This window comes from Martelella sp. AMO21009 (genome assembly GCF_053484295.1).
Window position 1 is genome coordinate 264,126 of sequence record NZ_JBAKFR010000003.1, and the last position, 25,335, is coordinate 289,460.

Annotated in this window: 16 protein-coding genes; 14 read left to right on the plus strand and 2 right to left on the minus strand. The window is 62.9% G+C overall.

Annotation, left to right across the window (positions count from 1 at the left end):
- Nucleotides 1-92: 92 nt before the first annotated feature.
- Both V6766_RS05505 and V6766_RS05510 read right to left on the minus strand, forming a co-directional pair.
- Nucleotides 93-1,313 (minus strand): NAD(P)/FAD-dependent oxidoreductase, encoded by a 1,221-nt coding sequence (locus V6766_RS05505; RefSeq protein ID WP_448464611.1) that lies wholly within the window; start codon nt 1,311-1,313, stop codon nt 93-95.
- A gap of 133 nt (nt 1,314-1,446) precedes the next feature.
- Nucleotides 1,447-2,553 (minus strand): TRAP transporter substrate-binding protein, encoded by a 1,107-nt coding sequence (locus tag V6766_RS05510; protein WP_448464382.1) that lies wholly within the window; start codon nt 2,551-2,553, stop codon nt 1,447-1,449.
- Nucleotides 2,554-2,887: 334 nt separating this feature from the next.
- Between V6766_RS05510 and V6766_RS05515 the strand changes: the two genes are divergently transcribed.
- The 14 genes from V6766_RS05515 (at nt 2,888) to V6766_RS05580 (ending at nt 25,334) form a co-directional block, all read left to right on the plus strand.
- Entirely contained in the window at nt 2,888-3,517 is a 630-nt protein-coding gene (locus V6766_RS05515; protein WP_448464384.1) for a TetR/AcrR family transcriptional regulator, read from the plus strand.
- The gene (locus tag V6766_RS05520) at nt 3,514-4,479 is read left to right on the plus strand and encodes an HlyD family secretion protein (protein WP_448464386.1); all 966 of its coding nucleotides are present in this window, start codon (nt 3,514-3,516) and stop codon (nt 4,477-4,479) included. Before V6766_RS05515 ends, V6766_RS05520 begins: the two co-directional genes overlap by 4 nt.
- Entirely contained in the window at nt 4,476-5,411 is a 936-nt protein-coding gene (locus V6766_RS05525; protein WP_448464388.1) for an ABC transporter ATP-binding protein, read from the plus strand. The genes V6766_RS05520 and V6766_RS05525 overlap by 4 nt, the downstream gene beginning before the upstream one ends.
- Nucleotides 5,401-6,546, plus strand: coding sequence for an ABC transporter permease (locus V6766_RS05530; RefSeq protein ID WP_448464390.1), 1,146 nt, complete (start codon nt 5,401-5,403; stop codon nt 6,544-6,546). The genes V6766_RS05525 and V6766_RS05530 overlap by 11 nt, the downstream gene beginning before the upstream one ends.
- A 143-nt stretch (nt 6,547-6,689) precedes the next feature.
- A complete protein-coding gene (locus V6766_RS05535; RefSeq protein ID WP_448464392.1) occupies nt 6,690-10,019 on the plus strand; it encodes a transglutaminase family protein in 3,330 nt (1,109 codons plus the stop codon).
- 158 nt (nt 10,020-10,177) lie between these two features.
- Nucleotides 10,178-12,613: a circularly permuted type 2 ATP-grasp protein gene (locus V6766_RS05540; protein WP_448464394.1), complete on the plus strand. Its 2,436-nt coding sequence runs from the start codon at nt 10,178-10,180 to the stop codon at nt 12,611-12,613.
- A gap of 6 nt (nt 12,614-12,619) precedes the next feature.
- A complete protein-coding gene (locus V6766_RS05545; RefSeq protein WP_448464396.1) occupies nt 12,620-13,510 on the plus strand; it encodes a transglutaminase family protein in 891 nt (296 codons plus the stop codon).
- Nucleotides 13,511-13,793: 283 nt separating this feature from the next.
- On the plus strand, nt 13,794-16,256 hold the full coding sequence (locus V6766_RS05550; RefSeq protein WP_448464398.1) for a glycogen/starch/alpha-glucan phosphorylase: 2,463 nt from the start codon (nt 13,794-13,796) through the stop codon (nt 16,254-16,256).
- Nucleotides 16,253-18,466 (plus strand): 1,4-alpha-glucan branching protein GlgB, encoded by a 2,214-nt coding sequence (glgB, locus tag V6766_RS05555; protein ID WP_448464400.1) that lies wholly within the window; start codon nt 16,253-16,255, stop codon nt 18,464-18,466. The genes V6766_RS05550 and glgB overlap by 4 nt, the downstream gene beginning before the upstream one ends.
- Nucleotides 18,467-18,485: 19 nt before the next feature.
- Nucleotides 18,486-19,748 (plus strand): glucose-1-phosphate adenylyltransferase, encoded by a 1,263-nt coding sequence (glgC, locus tag V6766_RS05560; RefSeq protein WP_448464402.1) that lies wholly within the window; start codon nt 18,486-18,488, stop codon nt 19,746-19,748.
- A gap of 3 nt (nt 19,749-19,751) precedes the next feature.
- Nucleotides 19,752-21,203, plus strand: a complete 1,452-nt coding sequence (gene glgA, locus V6766_RS05565; protein WP_448464404.1) for a glycogen synthase GlgA — start codon at nt 19,752-19,754, stop codon at nt 21,201-21,203.
- The gene (locus tag V6766_RS05570; protein ID WP_448464406.1) at nt 21,200-22,828 is read left to right on the plus strand and encodes an alpha-D-glucose phosphate-specific phosphoglucomutase; all 1,629 of its coding nucleotides are present in this window, start codon (nt 21,200-21,202) and stop codon (nt 22,826-22,828) included. Before glgA ends, V6766_RS05570 begins: the two co-directional genes overlap by 4 nt.
- A gap of 5 nt (nt 22,829-22,833) precedes the next feature.
- The gene (gene glgX / locus V6766_RS05575; RefSeq protein WP_448464408.1) at nt 22,834-24,816 is read left to right on the plus strand and encodes a glycogen debranching protein GlgX; all 1,983 of its coding nucleotides are present in this window, start codon (nt 22,834-22,836) and stop codon (nt 24,814-24,816) included.
- A 29-nt stretch (nt 24,817-24,845) separates the two neighbouring features.
- Nucleotides 24,846-25,334, plus strand: a complete 489-nt coding sequence (locus V6766_RS05580; protein ID WP_448464613.1) for a MaoC family dehydratase — start codon at nt 24,846-24,848, stop codon at nt 25,332-25,334.
- Nucleotide 25,335: the final 1 nt, after the last annotated feature.

A 25,335-nucleotide genomic window follows, 5' to 3' on the forward strand; every position in this document is an offset into this window, starting at 1 on the left:
ATTTTACGAACCACTAATTTTTACTTTGCACATGATTTCAGCAATTACAAATACGTTATATGACTGGGTCCCGCCGGTCGGCCTGAAACCGGTCACTGCGCGGCAAGCGCCTTCAGGTCGGTCGCGGGGTCGGCGATGACGTCCGGGGACGGATTGCTGCCGGCCGCCAGCAGTTTCTTGGCACAGACATAGGCCCTCGCATCATTGACGGCATCGACCGCCAGAAGCGTGTCGCCGCGGAAGTACCAGACCGACGCCGCCCCCTCCCGTGCGCCCTGACGCACTACAGTATGGTCATAGCCGCCACTATAGCCTGCAATCTGCAGCTTGACATCGTACTGATCGGACCAGAACCAGGGTTCCGGCACGTAAGGCTCGTCGCCCCCAGCGATTACGGCGGCCACCGCGTCGCCCTGATCGACGGCGTTGGGAACGGATTCGAGCCGGATGCGGCCGCCCTTGTAGGGTAGTTCGGTGCAATCGCCGACGGCGAAGATTGCCGGGTCAGAGGTCCGTCCGAATTCATCCACCGCAATCCCGTTTCCGACAGCAAGACCGGCATCCTTCGCCAGTTGATCGTTCGGCGCAACGCCGATGCCGACGACGACCATGTCGACATCCAGCGTGGTTCCATCCGCAAGCACCGCGCGAACGACATGGCCGTCGTCGCCCTCAAGGCGGGTAAGGCCGCAATTTTCGCGAATATGCACCCCATGCGCCTGATGGACGGCGCGCATGATATCGGCGGTTTCGGGCGCGGCCACCCGCTTCAATATCCGGTCCGCCATTTCGATCACGGTGACATCGACATCGAATTTGCGGGCGACGGCCGCAGCCTCAAGCCCAACATAGCCGCCGCCGACGACCAGAAGCCTGGCTCCGGGCCGCATCGCTTCGGCAAGCCGGTCGGCATCGCGCTTGTCGCGCATCACATAGACGCCGTCGAGATCGCCGCCGATCGCCTTCGGCAGCACCCGCGGCGTCGCTCCGGTTGCCAGCACCAGCGTGCCGTATTCGATGGCCGAGCCATCCTGCAGCACCACCCGCCTGGCGTCGCGGTCTATACGCTCCACGAAGCTTGCGAGCCGCAGCTCGATCGCATTTTCGCCGTACCAGCTTTCGGGACGGAAAAGCAGCCGCTCGAAACTCATCTCGCCGAGGAGGTATTTCTTGGAAAGCGGCGGTCGTTGATAGGGCGGGACCTGTTCGGCGCCGACGATCGTGATGTCCCGTTCATCCTTCAGCGCCCGCAATTTCGCGGCAACCGCGAACCCGCCCTGGCCGCCGCCGACAATTACAATCCGATCCGTCACTGTTCCCAAGACCTTTCTTTTTTGCACTGCGACAAAGGACTTACGACCTCAGCCATGCATCGTCAATCGCATGCAAAACGGCCCGGGATTGCTCCCGGGCCGTTCGGAATTGGGTCTCCAGATCCGACAATCTTTAGAGATTGCCCTTGCGCTGCTGGACCATCATGTACTTGTCGAACGAGAATTCGGCGAGCTGCATCCAGAGATAGGCGTCCTTCTTGAACTCCTGCTGGCTGTCGTAAATGGTCTTGAACCACTCATTCTCGGCGGAAATCTCCGCGAAGGTTTCCTGCGAGGCCGTGTAGCAGGCGTCGAGAATCTCTTCGCTGAACGGCTTCAGCACGGCGCCATCGGCGACGAGCTGGCGCAGCGCCTTCGGGTTGCCGGCGTCATAGCGGGCGAGCATGTCGAGGTTCACCGCGTCGCAGGCATCCGTCAGGATCTGCTGGTAGTTTGCCGGAAGTTCGTTGAACTTGTCGAGATTGGAGAAGGCGTGAATGACCGGGCCGCCTTCCCACCATGCAGGGTAATAGTAGTATTTCGCGACCTTGACGAGGCCGAGCGCCAGATCATCATAGGGGCCGACGAATTCGCTGGCATCGATCGTGCCGCGCTCGAGCGCCGAATAGACGTCGCCGGCGGCGATCTGCTGCGGGGTCACGCCAAGCTTGGCCATGACCTGGCCCGCGAGGCCGGCAATGCGCATCTTGAGGCCCTTGAGGTCCTCGACCGAATTGATCTCCTTGGAGAACCAGCCGCCCATCTGCGCGCCGGTATTGCCCGCCGGATGGCCCCACACGCCTTTTTCGGCGAAGAAGTCATTAAACAGTTCGTTGCCGCCGCCCTGATAGAGCCAGGCATTCTTCAGGCGCGCGTTCATGCCGAAGGGCACCGCCGTGCCGAGACCATAGGTCATGTCCTGGCCGATATAGTAATAGGACGGGGTGTGGCACATTTCGATCGTGCCGTCGCGCACGGCGTCCAGCACCTGCAGCGGGGGAACGATCTCGCCGCCGGCATAGACCTGGATTTCAAAATTCCCGTCGGTTGCCGCGCTGACGCGCTCGGAAATGCCGGTCGCGCCGGAATAGAGAATGTCGAGCGATTTCGGGAAGGCCGACGACAGACGCCAGCTCAGCTTCGGGTTTTCCTGGGCGATTGCGGGAGCGGCGAGCGCTGCCGGGGCAAGGGCGCCGGCCGAAGCGACACCCGCCTTCTTGAAGAATGTACGGCGATCCATGGGGGTATTTCCTGCTAGAATTTTCTTGCTTGTCGACGCTCCTGCAAAGCGCACCCGCAGGGCCTCAATCGATACCGTTGGGGCCTAGCCCCTTTTGCACCGGCTTGCAAGGCTTGCTGCCCTGTTCGCGGTTCCGCCCGCACCGGGCTGGGCGACGTTGACCCGAAGAAAGCCGATCGGCGTCGGGGCACGATCATCCGAAGCTGCTACCCTTCCATTTCGATGACCCGCCTGCTCACGACCGAGTTCTGATGCACATCACAATCTTTCGGCATTGAATTCGTGATGACGCGATGGTATGACTGACTGGTCAGTCATACCCAGGAGACGAAATATGACCGATCATGAGGGCACTGCGCGGCGCACAAGCCAGGAGGAACGGCGGCGGGTTATCCTCGACGCCGCGCTCGCAACCTTTGCTGCAAAGGGTTTCGCCAGCGCCCGGATGGAAGACATTGCCAAGGCCGCAGGGGTCGGCAAGGGCACGCTCTATCTCTACTTTCCCGACAAGGAGAGCCTGTTCAAATCGCTGATCGGCGACAATCTCGCGCCGCTGATCGCGCACGGCGCCGGCATCCTGGAAGCCGCGCCGCAGTCTCCGCGCAAGGCCCTCTCGGCCTTTTATGAACTCGTCGAATCCGAGGTTCTGGATACGCAACGCGCCGACCTGTTGCGGCTGATGATCACCGAAATGCCGAACTTTCCCGACGTCGCCGCCTATTACCACGCCAATCTGATCCGCCCCGGCATGCAACTGGTTCACAAGCTCCTCACGATCGCGCATGATCGCGGCGAGTTGCGCTCCGCCAAAGTGCTTCAGGTGCCGCAGATGGTGGTGGCGCCGATCCTGATATCGGCGATCTGGGGGATGCTGTTTTCCCCCTTCGGCGCATTCGACCGGCGCGCCGCCTTCGAAGTGAGCCTCGACAGCCTGTTCCTATCACCGGAAAGGGAAACGCCATGAAAAAGCTCGCCCTCATCCTGGTTGCGCTCGCGCTTGCGACGACCGCCGGCTTTGTGTTTTTCCGCCCGGACGCCCATCAGGGCTGGCTCGGCTGGGTGGAGGCGGACATGGTCTATGTCGGCGCCATCTCGACCGCGCGGCTGACCGAACTCACCGTTTCCGAAGGCGATCAGGCGGAGGCGGGCCAGACCCTGTTCACGCTGCAAGCCGACAGCGAAAAGGCCGCCGTGGAAACCGCAAGGGCCAATCTGGAAAAGGCCAGGGCGGCGCTGTCTCTGGCGAGGGCGCCGATGGACCGGGAGCAGGAGCTTGAAGCGCTCGAAGCCTCGCGCGCCGAAGCGGAAGCTACCTTCGACTACGCCCAGAAGGCCCTCACCCGCGCTGAGGCGCTGGTGAAGCAGCAAAGCGGCACCGAAGCCGATCTCGATGACGCGGTCAGCAACTATGCAAAGGCCAAGGCGGCGCTCGACAAGATCAACGCCCAGATCGCGCTCGGCAAATTGCCGCAACGCGACCAGCAGATTGCTGAGGCCGAACAGCAGGTCGCTGCGGCTGAAGGCGATCTCGCCAATGCCAGGGCCACGCTTGCGCTGAAGACCGTCGCATCGCCGGCCAGCGGCAAGGTCCAGCAGGTCTATTACCGCGTCGGCGAGGTAACGCCCGCCGGGCGGCCGGTTGTTTCACTGCTGCCGCCGGAAAACGTCAACATCGAATTCTTCGTGCCGGAGCAGAGCCGCGCGGCGATCGCGACCGGCGACCGGATCAGCTTCACCTGCGACGGCTGCAAGACTGGGGAAGCAACCGTCAGCTTTATCGCCGAGGACGCCGAATACACGCCGCCGGAAATCTTCTCGCGGGAGGAGCGCGCGAAGATGGTCTACCGGGCCAGGGCCCGCCCGACCGATCCTGTAACGCTGCCGGTCGGCCTGCCTGTGGAAGTCACGCTGGAAGGTCGGTCATGAACGCCGCAGAAAACGTCATCTCGGTCGAGAACCTCACCAAGAGCTTCAGCGGCCGCACCGTGGTCGATCATCTGACGATGAGCGTGAAGAAGGGCGCGATCCACGGCTTTCTGGGCCCGAACGGCTCCGGCAAGACCACGACCATTCGCATGCTCTGCGGCCTGTTGACGCCCGACAGCGGCTCGGGCACCTGCCTTGGCTACGACATCACCCGCGACGGCGAACGATTGCGGCGGCATGTCGGCTACATGACCCAGCGGTTCTCGCTCTACCAGGACCTCACCATCCGCGAGAACCTCGATTTCGTCGCCCGTATCCACGGGCTCGACAATCCGAGGAAGCGGGTCTCCGACGCGATCGAGCGGCTCGGGCTCGGCGGGCGCGAGAAGCAACTCGCCGGCAATCTTTCCGGCGGCTGGAAACAGCGGCTCGCGCTTGGCGCCTGCACGTTGCCCGACCCCGACCTGCTGCTGCTCGACGAGCCGACCGCCGGGGTCGACCCCAAGGCGCGGCGCGAGTTCTGGACCGAAATCCACGCGCTGGCCGCCGATGGCCTGTCGGTGCTGGTCTCGACCCACTACATGGACGAGGCCGAGCGCTGCCACGAGATCGCCTATATGGCCTATGGCAAGCTGATGGTGACGGGCACGGTGGACGAGGTGGTCGCCTCGGCAAACCTCAAGAGCTATCTGATCACCGGCGCCGATGTGCATGAGCTTCAGGCGGAGCTGGAACAGGCCGACGGCGTCGACCTGGTCGCCCCGTTCGGCGCCTCGCTCCATGTCTGCGGCCGCGACCGCGATGCGCTGGAGCGGGCGCTGCAGCCCTATCGCGACCGGCCGGACACGCATTGCAAGCCGGGCGAGACGACGCTGGAAGATGCGTTCATCTATCTCATGGGTTCATCGAAGGACAATTTCGATGACGGCTGAGCGCAGACAAGGCTTCGCGCCGCTCAGGCGTTTCTGGGCGATGACGATCAAGGAATTCATCCAGATGACCCGTGATCGACTGACCATGGGCATGATGGTCACGCTGCCGATCATGCAGCTTCTGCTGTTCGGCTTCGCCATCAATACGACGCCGCACCATCTGCCGACAGCGGTGATGATGGGCGAGAGCACCGATGCCTCACGCGCCATTCTGGCCGCGCTGCGGAATACCGACTTCTTCGATATCACCGGCGTGGCGACCACGCCCGATGCGATGGACCGGATGCTGGAATCCGGCGAGGTGCTGTTCGTGGTGGAAATCCCGCCGAATTTCGAGCGCGATCTGCGCCGAGGCCTGTCGCCATCGCTGCTGGTCGCGGCGGACGCCACCGACCCGGTCGCCGCGTCATCCGCGCTCGGCGCGCTGTCGGGCGTCATCAACACTTCGCTTGCGGGCCTCCGGCATATCCGCATCGACGCGCCGCAGGACCCGCCCTACACCATCGTCCAGCACCGCCGCTACAATCCCGCCGGCAAGTCGACGCTCAACATAGTGCCGGGCCTGCTCGGCACCATCCTGACGATGACGCTGCTGATCTTCACAGCGCTCGCCGTCACCCGCGAGATCGAGCGCGGCACGATGGAAAACCTGCTTGCCATGCCGATCCGGCCAATCGAGATCATGATGGGCAAGATCATGCCCTATGTCGTCGTCGGCGCGTTCCAGGCGGCGCTGATCATCATCTCGGGTCTGTTCATCTTCGACGTGCCGATCCTCGGCGATCCGTGGTCGCTGGCGCTCTTGACCCTGCTCTTCGTCGTCACCAACCTCTCGATCGGCTACACCTTCTCCACGATCGCGAAGAACCAGCTTCAGGCGGTGCAGATGTCGATGATGTTCTTCCTGCCAAGCATTCTTCTGTCGGGCTTCATGTTCCCCTTCGACGGCATGCCGAAATGGGCGCAGTATCTCGGCGAATGCCTGCCTCTGACGCACTATCTGCGGATCGTGCGTGCGATCATGCTGAAGGGCGCCGACATCACCATACTCGGCTTCGACAGCGCCATGCTCGCCGCCATCGCCCTTGTCGCCATCACCGTGGCGGTTACCCGCTTCAACACCACGCTGGACTGAGGCGGGCGGCCGGCCGCGATTTTCGGGCGCCTGCGGTAAACTGCCTTGCTTTATCCCCGTGCTTTGCTCACACTCGCTGACAAGAACAGGGGAATACTGAAGGGCGGATGCAGTCGCGCGCCCTGAGGCAGGCAAGGACGCATATGTCAATCAAAGCAGCGATCTACCATCTCACCCATTACAAATACGACAAGCCGGTCAATCTCGGCCCGCAGATCATCCGGCTGAAGCCCGCCTCGCATTCCAAGACCAAGGTGATCAGCCATTCGCTGAAGGTCACGCCGGACAATCACTTCGTCAATCTGCAGCAGGACCCCTACGGCAATTATCAGGCGCGTTTCGTGTTTCCCGAACCGGTCACGGAATTCAAGATCGAGGTCGATCTTGTCGCCGACATGTCGGTCTACAATCCGTTCGACTTCTTCGTCGAGGAACAGGCGACCAAATACCCGTTCGCCTATGACGAGGCGATCCGCGAGGACCTGTCGATCTACCGCACGCCCGAGCCGATGGGACCGCGCCTGAAAGCCTATATGGAAAAACTCGACCTCACGCCCGGCCAGGGCACGGTCGACATGATCGTCGGCATCAATGCCAATCTCCAGCACGATGTCGACTACATCATCCGCATGGAGCCCGGCGTGCAGACGACCGAGGAAACGCTGGAGCGGAAGTCCGGCTCGTGCCGCGACTCGGCCTGGCTGCTGGTGCAGATCCTGCGCAATATGGGCCTCGCAGCCCGCTTCGTCTCCGGCTACCTGATCCAGCTTGAGCCCGACCTCAAGGCGCTCGACGGCCCCTCCGGCACGGATCACGATTTCACCGATCTCCATGCCTGGGCGGAGGTGTTCCTGCCGGGCGCCGGCTGGATCGGCCTTGACGCGACCTCGGGGCTTCTGACCGGCGAAAGCCACATTCCGCTCGCCGCCACCCCGCATTATCGCAATGCCGCGCCGATCACCGGCGGCTATTACGGCGAGGCAGAGACCAGCTTCGATTTCGACATGACGATCTCTCGGGTGGCCGAACACCCGCGCATCACCAAGCCATTCTCTGATGAAAGCTGGGAGGCGCTGAACGCGCTCGGCGAGAAGGTCGACAGGCTGCTCGAAGAAACCGACATGCGGCTGACCATGGGCGGCGAGCCGACCTTCGTTTCGATCGACGATTTCGAATCCGACGAGTGGAACACCGGCGCCGTCGGCCCCACCAAGCGCGGGCTCGCCGACGAGCTGATCCGCCGCCTGCGCGAGCGCTTCGCCCCCGGCGGTTTCCTGCATTACGGCCAGGGCAAATGGTATCCCGGCGAAAGCCTGCCGCGCTGGACCTTCTCGCTCTACTGGCGCAAGGACGGCATCCCGATCTGGAACAACCAGAGCCTTATCGCCGATGAAAAGCGCGACACCGAAGTCGATGAAAACGATGCCGGGCGGCTGCTGCAGGCGATTGCCGGCGAACTCGACATCGACCCGGAAATGGTTGAACCGGCCTTCGAAGACCCGGCGGAATGGCTTATCCGGGAAGGCAACCTGCCAGAAAACGTCGATCCCTCGAATTCCAAACTCAAGAACCCGGAAGACCGCGCCCGCATCACCAAGGTGTTCGAACGTGGTCTGACGCGCCCGACCGGCTATGTGCTGCCGGTGCAGGCCTGGCAGGGCCGCGCCTCCGGGTTGCGCTGGGTTTCGGAGAAATGGACCACGCGGCGCGGTCGCATTTTCCTGATCCCCGGCGACAGCCCGGTCGGCTTCCGCCTGCCGCTCGATGCGCTGGCCTGGATCCCGCAGTCGCAATATCCCTTCACCAACCCGCTCGATCCCTCCGTCCGGCGCGAGCCGCTGCCCGATTACCGTCTGGACGAAGGCCGGCCGCTACCGCAGGCGAGCTTCACGCCATTTGAAGACAATCCGCAGCCGGCGCGCGCCGGAGCCGGCCCGTCGATCGGCGGTTATGTGCGCACCGCGCTTTCCGTCGAGCCGCGCGACGGGCGCCTGTGCGTGTTCATGCCGCCGACCACGACGCTGGAGGAATACCTCGACCTCATCGCCTCCGCCGAGCGTGCAGCCGAGAAGCTTGGCCTGCCCATCCATATCGAGGGCTATTCGCCGCCGCATGACGAGCGCATCAACGTCATCCGGGTCGCGCCCGATCCGGGCGTCATTGAGGTCAACATCCATCCGGCCGCCAACTGGAAGGAATGCGTCGAGACCACGACAGCGATCTATGAAGAAGCGCGGATGACGCGGCTTGGCGCCGACAAGTTCATGATCGATGGTCGCCACACCGGCACCGGCGGCGGCAATCATGTCGTGGTCGGCGGGGCAAACCCCGGCGACAGCCCGTTCCTGCGGCGACCGGACCTTCTGAAGAGCGTGGTCCTGCACTGGCAGCGTCATCCCTCGCTCTCCTACATGTTCTCCAGCCTGTTCATCGGCCCGACCTCACAGGCTCCGCGCATCGACGAGGCCCGCCACGACTCGCTCTACGAGCTCGAGATCGCGATGGCGCAGATCCCCCATCCGCAGGCCGGCGTCATGCCGCCCCTGCCCTGGCTGGTGGACCGGCTGTTCCGGAATCTGCTGATCGACGTGACCGGCAATACCCATCGCGCCGAGATCTGCATCGACAAGCTGTTTTCGCCGGATGGCCCGACAGGGCGGCTTGGACTTGTCGAATTCCGCGGCTTCGAAATGCCGCCGAACGCGCGCATGAACCTTGCGCAACAATTGCTCGTGCGCGCGCTGCTCGCGCGGTTCTGGAAGAACCCGATCGAGGGCAAGTTCGTGCGCTGGGGCACCGCCCTTTCCGACCGCTTCATGCTGCCGCACTATATATGGCAGGATTTCATGGATGTGCTGCAGGACCTCAAGGAAAACGGCCTGGAACTGCGCCCGGAATGGTTCGAGGCGCAATTGCAGTTCCGCTTCCCGTTCTTCGGTGAAGTCGAATATGAGGGCAACCGGCTGGAGCTCAGGCAGGCGCTGGAACAGTGGAACGTGATGGGCGAACAGGGTGCCGCCGGCGGCACGGTGCGCTATGTCGACTCATCGGTCGAGCGACTTCAGGTTCTGCTCGAAAGCAACGCGCCGGAACGCTACATCGTCACCTGCAACGGCCGCAAGGTGCCGCTGAAACCCACGGAAAAGTCAGGCGTTTCGGTCGCCGGCGTACGGTTCAAGGCTTGGCAGCCGGCCTCCGGCCTTCACCCGGTCCTGCCGGTCAATACGCCGCTGACATTTGACATTTACGACACATGGTCCGCAAGATCGGTGGGCGGGTGCATATATCATGTTGCGCATCCCGGCGGGCGGAATTATGAGACGTTCCCGGTCAACGGAAACGAGGCGGAAGCGCGGCGTCTGGCGCGGTTCGAGGCCTCGGGCCATACGGCCGGCGGCTACGCCGTTTTCAACGAGGCGCCGTCGCCGGAATTCCCGCTGACGCTCGATCTCAGACGGCCGGCCGGATTGTGACGGACCGCGCCTCGCCTGCGATGCGCCACTGACCGGGCAGCGGTCCGGCAAAACGGCGGAAGTCCGAGCACTCCCGCCGCTTCGATAGTATCAACGCGGCTGAACATTCCCGGTAGCGGGAAGCGGCTTTTTAATCGTGGGCGGCAGGGACGCGCCAGATGGCAGAGGCGAAAGCGGAGAATTCCGCTGAACGGCACAGGGTCGAACAGGATAGCGAGGCGGAGCCCGCGATCGCCTGGAATGCCGGCAATTATGCCCCCCTCCCCGGCATCCCCGACGAGATGGTCGACGCCGAGGGAAAGGTGCGCCCGGTCTGGCAGCCCTTCGTCAACGCGCTGTCCGGCATGACCACCGACGAGCTTGCCGAGCGGTTCTCGCGCGCCGACCGCTATCTGCGCGATGCCGGCGTGTTCTACCGCGCCTATGACGGCCAGGACGACGCCCGTGCATGGCCGTTCTCCCACATCCCGGTCATCATCGACGATGATGAATGGCAGGAGCTTGCCGAGGGGCTGAAGCAGCGCGCCGACCTGCTTGAAGCGATGATGGCCGATTTTTACGGCGACAATCGGCTGGTGGCGGAAGGCTTCATTCCGCCGGCGCTCGTTGCCTCCAACAGCGAGTTTCTTCGCCCGCTTGTCGGCGTCACGCCCGCCGGCGGCCATTACCTGCATTTCATTTCCTTCGAGGTGGGCCGCGGCCCCGAGGGCAAATGGTGGGTGCTGTCCGACCGGGCTCAAGCCCCTTCCGGCGCAGGCTTTGCGCTCGAAAACCGGGTCGCGGCCTCACGCGCCTTTTCCGGCATTTACGGCGACATGCATGTGCGCCGCGTCGCCTCCTTCTTCGGCGCGTTTCGCGATGCGCTGCAGTCGGGAAGCTACGGCGGCGAAGGCCGTTTCGGCGTGCTCACCCCCGGCCCCGCCAACGAGACTTATTACGAACACGCCTATATCGCCCGCTATCTCGGCATTTCGCTGCTAGAGGGCGAGGACCTGATCGTCGTCAACGACCGGCTGATGGTGCGCACCGTCGCCGGGCCGATGCCCGTCAGCGTGCTCTGGCGGCGTCTCGATGCCGATTTCACCGATCCCCTGGAGCTGAACCAGCAGTCGCGCATCGGCACGCCCGGCATGGTCAGCGCTATCCGCGCCGGCAACCTCACAATGGTCAATGCGCTGGGCTCCGGCATCGTCGAGACCCGCGCGCTGCTCGCCTTCCTCCCGGCCCTGTCGCGGCGGCTTCTGAACGAGGATCTGAAGATCCCGTCGATTGCGACATGGTGGTGCGGCCAGGAAAACGAGCGCGCCCATGTCGCCGCCAATCTGGACCAGATGCTGATCGGCCCCGCCTATTCCCGCCAGCCTTTCTTCGATGATTCCGGCCTGTCGTTTTCCGGCAGGCGGCTAGGCGAGCGCCGGCCCGGCGCGGTGCCACGCTGGCTTGAAAAGCGCGGGCCCTGGCTTGTCGGCCAGGAAGCGGTCAAGCTTTCGACAGCGCCAGCCTTCATCAACGGAAAGCTGGAGCCGCATCCGTTCTCGCTGCGCGTCTTCGCCGCCCGCACCAACGACGGCTGGAAGCTGATGCCGGGCGGTTTTGCCCGCATCGGCTCCTCCGACGATGTTGCCGCGATCGCCATGCAGGCTGGCGGGCGAGCCGCAGACGTGTGGGTGGTGAGCAAGACGCCGGTCGCGACCCCGACGCTTCTGACCCGCGAAAGCCGCGTGCCGCGCAACCACCCAGCAAACCTGCCGAGCCGCGCCGCCGACAATCTGTTCTGGCTCGGTCGCTACATCGAGCGCGCCGAAGGCAATCTGCGCATCCTCAGGGCCTGGCACGGCCGGTTCGCCGAGGTCGACGACCGCGGTCAGGCGCTCTTGACCCGGGTCGAGGCCTATCTCGACCATGCGGGCCTCGATCTTTCGGAAGCCGCCCTTCCCAAAAGCCTGATGCGCGACATCGACAGCGCGGTCTATTCCGCCGGCAATATCCGCGACCGGTTCTCGCCCGATGGCTGGCTGGCGCTGAACGACCTTTCCAAGACCGCCGGCCGCTTCGTCGACCGCGTCGGGCCGGGCGATGACGCCGCCCATGCGATCACGATCCTGCTGCGCAAGCTTGCGGGCTTTGCCGGTCTCGTCCACGAAAACATGTATCGCTCCACCGGGTGGCGGTTCCTGTCGATCGGCCGCTATCTCGAACGTGGCCTGCACATGACGCGCCTGCTCGGCGAGCTTTCCGGCGAGGACGCGCCCGACGGGGCCTTCGATATCCTGCTGGAGATCGGCGACAACGTCATGACCCACCGGCGTCACTACAACGTCAACACCGACCGGTTGACGATCACCGATCTCCTGGCGCTCGACCCGCAGAACCCGCGCTCCGTGCTGTTCCAGCTCAACCAGATGCTGGCCGAAGTCGAGAAGTTGCCGAGCCAGGACCACATGACCCAAATGTCTCCGCTCCACCGCGAGACCATGCGGGTGCAGTCCGGCCTCGCCGTGATGACCGCCAACTCGATCTCTGTCGACTACTACGCGACGCTGGAGCGCGATTTCGAGGCGCTCTCCGACTGTCTCGCGCAAAGCTATCTGTGAGGGATGATGCTCTACGATCTCTCGCTGAAGATGGAATATCACTACGATACGCCCGCCTCGCTGGCGCGCCATATCACCCGCGTGCTGCCGCTTGCGGCAACCCAGCGCCAGCGCCTGATCGCCGGTCACGTGAAGTTCGATCCGCATCCGAGCGAACAGCGCGGCTTCACCGATTTCTTCGGCCATCCGGCGATCGCGACGCTGATCGACCCGCCGCATCAGAGCTTCGAGGTGACGATGAAGGCGCGTGTCAATGTCGAGGCGCCGCGCACCACGCTGGCCTTTTCGCCGGAACTGCCGCGTCTTCGGGAGGAATATGCCCGCATTCTCGATCTCGGCCGGGATTCCCCGCATCATTTCCTGAGCGCCAGCCCGCGCATTCCCCATGACCCTGCAATCGGCGCCTATGGCCGGGAGAGCGCTGCGGCCGGCATGAGCGTTCACCAGATCGCCAAGGCGATCTGCGCGCGCATTCATGACGATTTTGCTTATGACGGTGAGGCGACGACTGTCGACAGCACGCCGATCGAGGCCTTCCGCCTCAGACGCGGCGTCTGCCAGGATTTCTCGCATGTGATGATTTCGGCGCTGAGGGCGATCGGCATTCCCGCCGGCTATGTCAGCGGTTATCTGCGCACCATTCCCCCGCCCGGCAAGCCGCGGCTCGAAGGCGCGGATGCGATGCATGCCTGGGTCCGGGTCTGGTGCGGCGGCGCGCTCGGCTGGATCGAGCTCGACCCGACCAACAATATCGAGGCGGGCTCGGATCATATCGTGGTCGCCTATGGCCGCGATTATGCCGACGTCGTGCCGGTTCTCGGCGTCATGAAGACCTATGGCGAGCACAAGGCGACCCAGGCGGTCGACGTCGTGCCGGTGCCCGAGACGGTGCGCTGAACCGCTGAGGCCGCAGCCGGAACGCGCAGGTCGACCCAACCCGCCTGAGGGCTAAATGCGCCCAGGCCATTTTCCTGCCGCTTTGCGGGACAAGCTGAAGGGCGGCGTCTTTCAGGTCTGAAAAGAAAAACCCGCCCGCTGCTATCGCTTTGTTGCAAGTGCGTCATATCAGTGCATAAATTGCACGAAAGAATATGCCCATCAGGTTCTTCAGAGCTGGAGGGTCCAAATTTCAGACGGTCGAAGCTCCCAGTTTTCCAGCCTTTTATTGACGGAAAAAACGATGAACAAAGTGACCACCTCCGATCTCCCGCTGCCCACGCCCCGCTCTCACGATGCTGACGAACTGGCTGCCAGCATCCTGGAAAAGCTGATCTATCAGGTCGGCAAGGACACAATCGTCGCCAAACCGCATGACTGGCTGCGCGCCGTCATTCTGGCGATCCGCGACCGGATCACCGACGAATGGATGGAATCCACGAGGCAGACCTATGCCGCCGGTTCCAAGCGGGTCTACTACCTGTCGCTGGAATTCCTGATCGGCCGGCTTTTGCGCGATGCAATATCCAATCTCGAGATGATCGACGCCGTCAATCAGGCGCTTGCCAAGCTCGACGTCGATCTGGTGGAGATCGCCGGGCTTGAGCCGGACGCGGCACTCGGCAATGGCGGCCTCGGGCGGCTTGCGGCCTGTTTCATGGAATCCATGGCGACCGTCGACGTGCCGGCCTATGGCTACGGCATCCGCTACGTCAACGGCCTGTTCCGTCAGGAAATCGCCGATGGCTGGCAGGTGGAATTGCCGGAAACCTGGCTCGCCCACGGCAACCCCTGGGAATTCCACCGCCGCGAAAGCACCTATGAGATCAATTTCGGCGGCAAGGTCGATATCATCGAGGAAGGCGGCAAGGAGCCGCGCTATGTCTGGAAGCCGGCCGAGCGGATGATGGCCGAGGCCTACGACACCCCGGTCGTCGGCTGGCGCGCCAAGCGCGTCAACACGCTCCGGCTCTGGTCGGCCGACGCCATTGACCCGATCCTGCTCGACAAGTTCAATGCCGGCGACCATATCGGCGCGCTTCAGGAAAGCACCAAGGCGGAGACGCTGACCCGCGTTCTCTACCCCGCCGACGCCAATCCGGCGGGCCAGGAACTCAGGCTGCGGCAGGAATATTTCTTCTCCTCCGCATCGCTTCAGGACATTCTGCGCCGACACAAGCAGCAGTTCGGCGAGTTCACCAACCTTCCCGACAAGGTCGCGATCCATCTCAACGACACGCATCCGGCAATTGCCGTGATCGAGATGATGCGGCTTCTGATCGACATTCACGACATGGCGTTCGACGATGCCTGGGACATTACGGTCAAGACCTTCGCCTACACCAACCACACGCTGTTGCCCGAAGCGCTGGAAAGCTGGCCGGTTCCGCTGTTCGAGCGGCTGTTCCCACGCCACATGCAGCTGATCTACCAGATCAATGCCAAGGTTCTGATCGACGCCCGCAAGCAGAAGGGCGCCAGCGACGATGCAATCCGCCAGATTTCGCTGATCGACGAAGGCGGCGAGCGCCGCGTGCGCATGGGCAATATCGCCTTCCTCGGCTCGCATTCGATCAACGGCGTTTCAGCGCTGCATACCGAACTGATGAAGGAGACGGTGTTCTACAACTTGCACCGTCTCCATCCCGACCGGATCAACAACAAGACCAACGGGATTACGCCGCGGCGCTGGCTGAAGGAATGCAACCCGAAGCTCACCCGGCTGATCCGCGATTCCATCGGCGACGAGTTCCTCGATGATGCCGAAAAGCTGAAGGCGCTCGACGCCTTCGCCGAGGATGCCGCCTTTCAGGAGAAATTCGACGCGGTGAAGCGCGAGAACAAGGTTCGGCTTTCGAACCTCATCGGCGAACGGCTCGGCACCCGCATAGACCCGTCGGCGATGTTCGATATCCAGATCAAGCGCATCCATGAATACAAGCGCCAGCTTCTCAACATCATCGAGGCGGTGGCGCTCTATGACCAGATCCGCTCGCATCCGGAAATGGACTGGGTGCCGCGCGTGAAGTTGTTCGCCGGCAAGGCGGCGCCGAGCTATCACAACGCCAAGCTGATCATCAAGCTCGCCAATGACGTCGCCCGCGTGATCAACAATGATCCAGCGGTGCGCGGCCTGCTGAAGATCGTGTTCATCCCGAACTACAACGTCTCCACTGCCGAGGTGATGATCCCGGCCGCAGACCTTTCCGAGCAGATCTCGACGGCCGGCATGGAAGCGTCGGGCACCGGCAACATGAAGTTCGCGATCAACGGCGCGCTGACGATCGGCACGCTGGACGGCGCAAACGTCGAAATGCGCGACTGGATCGGGGCGGAGAACATGGTGATCTTCGGCATGACCGCCGAGGAGGTCGAGGCGACCCGCGCCGACGGCTATAATCCGCGCGAGCTGATCGAAGGCTCCAAGGAGCTGTCGCAGGCGCTGTCGGCGATCTCGTCCGGCGTGTTCTCCCATGACGATCCCGGCCGCTATGCCGAACTCATCGGCGGCATCTACGATCATGACTGGTTCATGGTCGCCGCCGATTTCGACGCCTACGCCGCCGCTCAGCGTGAAGTCGACGCGATATGGAACGATCGGACGTCATGGAACGTTAAAGCAATAAGGAATACTGCGCGAATGGGGTGGTTCTCCTCCGACAGAACCATCAGGGAGTATGCTCGCGACATTTGGGGTGCCTTATGAGACAACCGGAGCCAGTCGATCCGGATAAAGGCGGGGATTTCGCCCCACCAAGAGGAGATATCGAAGCCATTTTGAACGCCACGCATGGAAACGCGTTTTCCGTGCTTGGCATTCAGAAAATCAACGGTCATCTCGTCGCCCGGTGTTTCCTGCCGGGGGCGGAGAGCGTCGAGGCCTTCGACCTTGAGGGAGAGCCTCTCGGCGTTTTGACGCAGGTCGACCCGTCCGGCTTCTTCTCAGGGAAACTGGCGCTCACAAGCTTCGTCCCGATCCGTTATCGCGCAAGGCGCGGCGACGTGACGTGGACGGTGACCGATCCCTACAGTTTCTGGCCGGTTCTGGGGCCGATGGACGATTATTTCGTCCGTGAAGGCTCCCATCTCCGCCTGTTCGACAAGCTCGGCGCTCATCCCATGACCCATCAGGGGGTGAAGGGCTTTCATTTCGCCGTGTGGGCGCCGAATGCGCGCCGGGTCTCCGTGGTCGGCAGCTTCAACAACTGGGACGGCCGGCGGCACATGATGCGGTTCCGTTCCGATTCCGGCGTGTGGGAAATCTTCGCGCCCGAAGTCGAGCCCGGCACGCCGTATAAATACGAAATCATCGGCTCCAACGGCACTCTCCTGCCGCTGAAGGCCGACCCCTTTGCCCGCCGCAGCGAATTGCGCCCGCAGACGGCATCGCTGACAGCGGCCGAACTCGACCAGGAATGGGACGACGAGGAGCATCGCGAACACTGGACCTCAAGCGACAAGCGCCGCGAGCCGATCTCGATCTACGAGGTGCATCCGGGTTCATGGCAGCGGCGCGACGACGGGTCCTTTCTGTCCTGGGACGAACTCGCCGACCGGCTGATCCCCTACTGCGCCGACATGGGCTTCACCCATATCGAATTCCTGCCAGTGTCCGAATATCCGTTCGACCCCTCCTGGGGCTACCAGACCACCGGGCTTTACGCCCCGACCGCCCGTTTCGGCGAGCCGGAGGGCTTCGCCCGTTTCGTCAATGGCTGTCACAAGGTCGGCATCGGCGTGCTGCTCGACTGGGTGCCGGCGCATTTTCCGACCGATGAGCACGGTCTGCGCAATTTTGACGGCACCGCGCTTTACGAACATGCCGACCCGCGCAAGGGTTTTCATCCCGACTGGAACACCGCGATCTACAATTTCGACCGCACCGAGGTCGCGTCCTATCTGCTCAACAACGCGCTTTACTGGGGGGAGAAGTTCCATGTCGACGGTCTGCGCGTCGATGCGGTGGCGTCGATGCTCTATCTCGACTATTCCCGCAATTACGGCGAATGGATCCCGAACGAATATGGCGGCAACGCCAATCTCGGCGCGGTGCGGTTTATCCAGGAGACCAACAAGGCGGTCTACGGCCAGCATCCGGAGATGATGACCATCGCCGAGGAATCGACCACCTGGCCGAAAGTATCGCAGCCGGTCCATGAGGGCGGCCTTGGCTTCGGCTTCAAGTGGAACATGGGCTTCATGCACGACACGCTGACCTATTTCAGCCGCGAGCCCGTGCACCGCAAGCACCACCACCAGGAAATCACCTTCGGCCTCACCTACGCGTTTACAGAAAACTTCGTGCTGCCGCTCTCCCATGACGAGGTCGTGCACGGCAAGGGATCGCTGATCGCCAAGATGTCCGGCGACGACTGGCAGAAATTCGCCAATCTGCGCGCCTATTACGCCTTCATGTGGGCCTATCCCGGCAAGAAGCTCTTGTTCATGGGCCAGGAATTCGCGCAGTGGAGCGAGTGGAGCGAGGCGCGCGCGCTCGACTGGAACCTGCTCGACTACAACACCCATGAGGGCGTGCGCCGGCTGGTGCGCGATCTGAACTTTACCTACCGCGCCAAGCCCGCGCTTCACGCCCGCGACTGCGAGCCCGAAGGCTTCGAGTGGACGATCGTCGACGATCACGACAACTCTGTCTTCGCCTGGCAGCGCAAGGCGCCGGGCGAAAAGCCGATCGTGGTTGTCTGCAACCTGACGCCCGTGCCGCGCGACGGCTATCACGTGCCGTTGCCCAAGGCCGGCATCTGGCGGGAAATTTTGAATACAGACGCCGAAATCTATGGCGGCAGCGGGCTAGGCAATGGCGGGCGCGTGCGCGCCGAAAGCCACGCCAATGGCGGCATCTCCGCCGGCCTGATGCTGCCGCCGCTTGCGACCATTATGCTCGAACCGGAAGAATGATTGGATTGGGGAGGGAAGGATGAACAATCGCATGGGACAGCCGCTGGCGCGTGACGCCATGGCCTATGTTCTGGCCGGCGGTCGAGGGAGCCGGCTGAAAGAGCTGACGGATACCCGCGCCAAGCCCGCCGTCTATTTCGGGGGCAAGACCCGGATCATCGATTTCGCGCTGTCGAATGCGCTGAATTCCGGCATCCGCCGCATCGGGGTCGCGACCCAGTACAAGGCGCACTCGCTCATCCGCCACCTGCATCAGGGCTGGAACTTCTTCCGCCCGGAGCGAAACGAAAGTTTCGACGTGCTGCCCGCCTCCCAGCGCGTTTCCGAGACGCAGTGGTATGAGGGCACCGCCGACGCGGTCTACCAGAACATCGACATCATCGACTCCTACGGTCCGGAATACATGATCATTCTGGCCGGCGACCATATTTACAAAATGGACTACGAGATGATGCTGCGCCAGCACGTCAACGAGGGCGCCGACATCACGATTGGCTGCCTCGAAGTGCCGGTGGAGGAGGCCAAGGGCTTCGGCGTGATGCATGTCGACGAGAACGACCGGATCGTCGATTTCGTCGAAAAGCCCGCCAACCCGCCAGGCATTCCCGGCAATGAAAAAATGGCGCTGGCCTCGATGGGCATCTACGTCTTCAAGACCAAGTTCCTGTTCGATTGCCTCTATCGCGATGCCGCCGACCCGACCTCCAGCCGCGATTTCGGCAAGGATATCGTCCCCTACATCGTCAAGAACGGCAAGGCGCTGGCCCACCGCTTCTCCAAGAGCTGCATCCGTTCCAGCTACGAGGAGCAGGCCTATTGGCGCGATGTCGGAACGCTCGACGCCTACTGGCAGGCCAATATCGACCTGACCGGCGTGGTGCCCGAACTCGATATCTACGACAAATCCTGGCCGATCTGGTCCTATTCCGAGGTCACGCCGCCGGCGAAATTCGTGCATGACGACGAGAACCGGCGGGGGTCGGCGATCTCGTCGGTGGTGTCCGGCGATTGCATCATTTCCGGTTCGCAGCTCTACAAGAGCCTGCTTTTCACCGGCGTGCGCGCCAATTCCTATTCCCGCCTCGAAGGCGCGGTCGTTCTGCCTCGGGTTCATGTCGGCCGCTATGCCCAGCTGAAGAATGTGATCATCGACCATGGCGTCCATATTCCGGAAGGGCTGGTTGTCGGCGAGGATCCCGAGCTCGACGCCCGCCGTTTCCGCCGCACCGAAAGCGGCATCTGCCTCATCACGCAGTCAATGATTGATAAACTGGACACATAAAACATGAAGGTTCTTTCCGTCGCCTCGGAAATCTACCCCCTGATCAAAACGGGAGGGCTTGCAGATGTCGCGGGCGCGCTGCCGCTTGCGCTGGCCTCCTACGGGATCCACACCCGCACCCTGATCCCGGGCTATCCGGCGGTGATGAAGGCGGTCGGCGACAAGGCCGAAAAGGTGATCACGCTTTATGATCTCTTCGGCGAGCAGGCGAACGTGCTTGAAGCCCGACATGACGGCCTGGACCTTCTCATCCTCGACGCCCCTGCCCTGTTCAGCCGGTTCGGCAATCCCTACAACGCGCCCCATGGCGAGGGCTATTCCGACAACTGGCGGCGCTTCGGCGCGCTTTCCAAGGCCGCGGCCGACATTGCCGCCGGCGCCATACCCGGCTGGGAGCCCGATCTGGTGCATGCCCATGACTGGCAGGCGGCCATGACGCCGGTCTATATGCGGTTCGGCCCGACACCGGAAAAGCCGTCGATCCTCACCATTCACAACATCGCCTTCCAGGGCAATTTCGATACCGGCATCTTCCCCTGGCTCGGCCTTCCCGACCATGCGTTGGCCGTCGACGGCATTGAATATTACGGCAAGGTGAGTTTCCTGAAGGGCGGTCTGCAGACCGCCTGGGCGGTCACCACGGTCAGCCCGACCTATGCCCGCGAAATCCAGACCCCGCAATATGGCATGGGACTGGAAGGCCTGATCTCGGCCCGCGCCCATACCGTGCACGGCATCGTCAACGGCATCGACACAGACGTCTGGGATCCGGCAACCGACGACACCATCGTCAGCCGCTATTCCGCGCACAAACCCAAGGGTCGGCTTGCCAACAGGCAGGCCGTGGGCGAGACCTTCGGCCTCGACAATGACGATTCCCCGATCTTCTCCGTCGTATCGCGCCTGACATGGCAAAAGGGCATGGATATCCTCGCCGCCGTCGTCGGCGATCTGGTGGCCATGGGCGGCAAGCTCGTCGTGCTCGGCTCCGGCGAACCGGGGCTTGAGGAAGCCTTCCGCAATGCCGCGCGTTATTACCCCGGCCGGGTCGGCACCATTATCGGCTACGACGAGAAGCTGTCGCATATGGTGCAGGCCGGCGCCGACGCCATTCTCGTGCCCTCGCGGTTCGAGCCTTGCGGCCTGACCCAGCTCTATGCGCTGCGCTATGGCTGCATTCCCGTTGTTGCGCGCACCGGTGGGCTGGCCGATACCGTGATCGACGCAAATCCGGCCGCCCTTGCGGTCAACGCCGCCACCGGCGTCCAGTTCTCGCCGGTCGAGCCATGGTCGCTGTCGCATGCCATCCGCCGCACGATCAATCTCTACAACGACAAGAAAACCTGGCTCACCATGCAAAAGCAGGGCATGAAGAGCGACGTGTCGTGGAAGGCCAGTGCCGGTCTCTACGCCGATCTTTACAAGCAACTCGATTTGATGGTGTCGAAACCATGAGCGTGACAATTCCGACCACACCCTTCACCGACCAGAAGCCGGGCACATCCGGCCTTCGGAAAAAGGTGCCGGTCTTCTCCCAGCCGCATTACGCCGAGAACTTCATTCAGGCGATCTTCGATTCCATCGGCGACTTCAAGGGCAAGACCCTGGTGATCGGCGGCGACGGACGCTATCTGAACCGCGAAGTGATCCAGACCACGATCAAGATGGCGGCCGCCAACGGTTTCGGCAAGGTGATGGTGGGCCAGGGCGGTATTCTGTCGACGCCGGCGGCTTCCAACATGATCCGCAAATATCAGACCTTCGGCGGCATCATCCTTTCAGCCAGCCACAATCCGGGCGGGCCGAACGAGGATTTCGGTATCAAGTACAACACCGCCAATGGCGGCCCCGCGCCGGAAAAGATCACCGATGCGATCTATGAACGCACCAAGCTGATCGACCGCTACCGGATTTCCGAGGCCGACGACGTTTCGCTCGACGCGGTCGGCACCTCGAAGGTCGATGACATGGAGGTCGAGGTTTTCGATCCGGTCGCCGATTACGCCGAACTGATGGAACAGCTTTTCGATTTCGACGCGATCCGCTCCCACATCGCCGCGGGCTTCCGGATTTCGTTTGATGCAATGAGCGCCGTGACCGGCCCCTATGCCAAGGAAATCCTGGAAAACCGCCTCGGCGCGCCGGAAGGCTCGGTGATGAATTTCGAGCCCAAGGAAGATTTCGGCGGCCACCATCCCGACCCCAACCTTGTACACGCCAAGGCGCTTTATGACGCCGTGATGGGCGATGGCGGGCCGGATTTCGGCGCGGCATCGGATGGCGACGGCGACCGCAACATGGTGGTCGGCCACGGCGTGTTCATCACGCCCTCCGACAGTCTCGCCATTCTTGCCGCTAATGCGCATCTGGCCCCGGCCTACAAGGGCGGCCTTGCCGGCATTGCCCGCTCGATGCCGACCAGCCAGGCCGCCGACCGCGTGGCGGAAAAACTCGGCATTGACTGCTACGAGACCCCCACGGGCTGGAAATTCTTCGGCAACCTGCTCGATGCCGGCAAGGCGACGCTGTGCGGCGAGGAAAGCTTCGGCACCGGCTCCAACCATGTGCGCGAGAAGGACGGGCTTTGGGCGGTGCTACTGTGGCTCAACATTCTGGCCGTGCGCGGCGAGCCCGCGCTCGATGTGGTCAAAAAGCACTGGGCCGAATATGGCCGCAACTACTATTCCCGCCACGACTACGAGGGCATCGAGACCGAGGCGGCAAACGGGCTGATGGATGCGCTGAGAGCCCGGCTCGATACGCTTGCCGGCACCACATTCCGCGACCTTACCGTGGCCGAGGCCGACGACTTTGCCTATCACGACCCGGTTGATGGCTCCGTCAGCCGGCACCAGGGCATCCGCATCCTGTTCGAAAACGGCTCGCGCGTGGTCTTCCGCCTCTCCGGCACCGGCACTTCCGGCGCCACGCTCAGGGTCTATCTCGAACACTACGAGCCCGACCCGGCCCGCCATGAACAGGACACCCAGGAAACGCTGGCCGACCTGATCGCCTATGCCGAGCATGTGGCCGAAATCGCCAAACGCACGGGCCGCTCCGCCCCGACTGTGATCACCTGAGCCCGATGTCCGAGCCTTCGAAAAAGCCCGGCGTCCGCATTCTGGACCGGGGCGTGGAATTTTCCGTCTATTCGGAAGCCGCCACCGGCATGGAATTATGCCTGTTCGACAAGGCCGGCGCTCAAACCGCGAAGCTGCCGATGGCGCATGCCGGCGGCAATCTGTTCCGCCTGATGGTGGACGGGGTGAAGCCGGGACAGCGCTATGGCTACCGCGCTTTCGGCGAATGGGACCCGATGAACGGGTTGTGGTCCGACCCGTCGAAATTGCTCACCGACCCCTATGCCCGCGAGGTCGACCGTTCCTACCGTTTCGACCCGGACCTCAGCGAATTCGGCGTCGACACCGCCGACATGGTGCCGAAGAGCATCGTCGTCGCCGACAGCGGGGAGGAGATCGGTCATGTCGATTTTCCCGATGGCGGACTGATCTACGAGGCGGGCGTGCGCGCGCTCACCATGCTCCATCCCGACGTGCCGAAGCCGATACGGGGCACGGTGGCCGCCCTTGGCCACCCGGCGGTGATTGGCCACCTGAAGAAACTCGGCGTCGACGCGATCGAGCTTCTGCCGGTGACAGCCTGGATGGACGAGCGCCACCTGCAGCCGCTCGGCCTCACCAATGCCTGGGGCTACAACCCCGTTACCTTCATGGCGCTGGAGCCGCGAATCTGCCCGGGCGGCATCACGGAGCTTCGGGAAGCGGTGAAGGCCCTCCATCAGGCCGGCATCGGCGTCATTCTCGACCTGGTCTTCAACCACAGCGGCGAAAGCGACCCGTTCGGCGGGATTGTGAGCTTTCGCGGGCTCGACAATGCCACCTATTACCGGCTTGCCCATGACGACCGGTCCGTGCTGATCAACGACACCGGCTGCGGCAATACCATTGCCTGCGACCATCCCATGGTGCGCCAGTATATCGTCGACAGTCTGCGCCATTTCGTGACCCAGGCCGGGATCGACGGCTTCCGCTTCGATCTGGCGCCGGTGCTGGGCCGCCGGTATGAGGGCTTCGATACCGATTCCGAGACGCTTCATGCCATCCTCAACGATCCCGTTCTGAAAGACCGGACGATGATCGCGGAGCCCTGGGATATCGGCCCCGGCGGCTACCAGCTCGGCAAGTTTCCGCCGCCCTTTCTGGAATGGAACGACAACACCCGCGACGACATCCGCAAGTTCTGGCGCGGCGATCCATCCATGACCGGCCTGCTTGCCGACGCGCTGTCCGGCTCCTCGCACATCTTTTCGGCAAACGGCCAGGAAAGCACGCGCTCGGTGAATTTTATCGCCGCCCATGACGGCTTCTCGCTTTATGACCTGACAGCCTATGTGCACAAGCACAATGCCGATAACGGCGAGCACAACCGCGATGGTCACGACGAGAACTATTCCTGGAACAACGGCGTCGAGGGCGAGACCGACAACGAACTGGTCAACAACCGGCGCCGGCAGGACCTGCGCGCCCTTCTCGCCACGCTGTTCGTCAGCCGCGGCGCGATCATGCTGAAGGCCGGCGATGAGGGCGGCTGCAGCCAGAAGGGCAACAACAACGCCTATTGCCAGGACAACGAGATCACCTGGCTGGACTGGGCGCATATGGACGAGAAACTGGTGGCCCACACCGCCGAGCTTTCAGCGTTGCGCAATCGCTTCGCCGTGTTCTCGCAAACGGACTTCTTCACAGACGACGACGTTTTGTGGCTCAGGCCCGATGGCAAGGTCATGGACGTCGCCGACTGGGAGTGCCCGGAATGCCAGTGCCTCAGCATGGTGCTTTCGACCACCGAGACCACGACCGGCCATCCCACGCGCCTTGCCGTGCTCATCAACCGGGGCCATGAGGAAGCCGTGTTCCTGCTGCCCGAGACCCACGAGGACGGCTGGCACAGCCTTGCCGGCCAAAGCGAAGGCGCCGTCGAGATCGCGCTTGCACCTCGCTCGGTATCGCTCTATGCCGAAAGACTGAGTGAAGGAGAGACGCATTGACCGCTCCTCAGATGACGAAAGAAGGCCCGATGGTTCTCGAAATATCTCTGGGTGACGTCAAGGGACTGATCGGACAGGAAGTCGGCCTGTCGCGCTGGTTCACGGTCGATCAGTCGATGATCGACACCTTCGCCGATGCAACGCTCGACCACCAGTTCATCCATACCGACCCCGAACGGGCCCGCAAGGAGACTGCCTTCGGCGGCACGATCGCGCACGGATTTCTGACGCTGTCGCTGCTTTCCGCCATGAATTACGATTGCGCCCCGCGCATTCGCGAGCAGACGATGGGCATCAATTTCGGCTTCGACAAGGTGCGCTTCATGGCGCCGGTGAAAAGCGGCGCCAAGGTCCGCGGCCGGTTCGTGCTGAAGGACGCCCGTTTCCGGGGCGCGGAACTCTTGGCGATCAACTACGCCGTCACCGTCGAGATCGAGGGCGAACGCAAGGCAGCACTCTCCGCCGAATGGATCACGCTGGTCCAGTTCGCCGCGGAAGATCGGCCGGAAACGGTGTGAG